2 protein-coding genes are annotated in these 946 nt (G+C 43.8%); one reads left to right on the top strand and one right to left on the bottom strand.

Translation table 11 applies throughout. The features are described from left to right. On the bottom strand, nucleotides 1–237 hold a 237-nt coding region (locus KL866_RS06725; protein ID WP_214994181.1), incomplete at its 3' end, for a LamB/YcsF family protein. 65 nt (nucleotides 238–302) lie between these two features. On the opposite strand from KL866_RS06725, the gene KL866_RS06720 reads away from it, so the two are divergent. Beyond that, nucleotides 303–946: S1-like domain-containing RNA-binding protein (locus tag KL866_RS06720; protein ID WP_214994179.1), on the top strand; the 644-nt coding region annotated here is incomplete at its 3' end.

Genomic DNA, 946 nt, shown 5'->3' with positions numbered 1-946 from the left:
GTCGGCCGCTATAGCCATACTTCGCCGGCCGAAGCCTTGAAGGTCTGGATAAGCGGGATGTGCTCCAATTTCTACACCGTGGGTTTTCGCAAGAAATATAGCTTGTTTCATCACCAGCGGATCACCAGCGTGATAACCACACGCAATGTTCGCCTGATCAATTACTGACATAATGGCCGATTCCACCGGCATTGACCATGCGCCAAAACTTTCACCTAAATCGCAATTTAACTTCATAATGGTTTTGCTCTTACCCTCATTCCAGTATCATGTTACCTGTTCTTTTTAAAAAGTCAGTGCTGATGATAAATATTGGAAAAATTAATACATTACGCGTGGTAGCCCAATACCCTTTTGGCTACGCTTTAGCGCCACTTGTCGAAAACGATGGCGCAAACGACAGCGTAATAGAAATAGACGATGCTGATGAGCAGCAAACTGTTACCCTGGCGATTGACGAAGTAGAGACTTCGCTCACAGATGGCCAGCAGATAGACGTATTTGTAGCCACAGATCAGCGCGGCGATCTTTATGCCACCATGAAGAAACCTCTTATTCAAGTTGGCGAAACCAAGGTACTTAAAGCGGTGTCTGCCACCAATTTCGGCGCATTTTTCGATTGGGGTTTAGAAAACGATTTATTAATACCCAACGATTACCAAGCCCAACCTGTTAACCCAGGTATGTATTACGTTGTTCACACCTTTTTTGATGACAAAACCCAGCGCATTCTAGGCGCTACCAAACTTCACTATTTCTTAAAGGAATCTAGTGCCTACCTTAATGAAGGCGATACGGTAGATTGTTTGGTTTATGCTAAGACAGATTTAGGTTTTAAGGTGGTTATCAATGAAAAAAGCTTAGGGCTTATTTTCCACAGCGACGCCTTTAAGCCACTTAAAATTGGGCAAGCGACTGAAGGCGTAATTAAAACCATTCGTGACGA

The sequence above is a fragment of the Alteromonas sp. ALT199 genome (assembly GCF_018619335.1).
In the GTDB taxonomy this organism is placed as follows: Bacteria; Pseudomonadota; Gammaproteobacteria; order Enterobacterales; family Alteromonadaceae; genus Alteromonas.
This window is presented reverse-complemented; position numbering and strand designations above follow the sequence as displayed.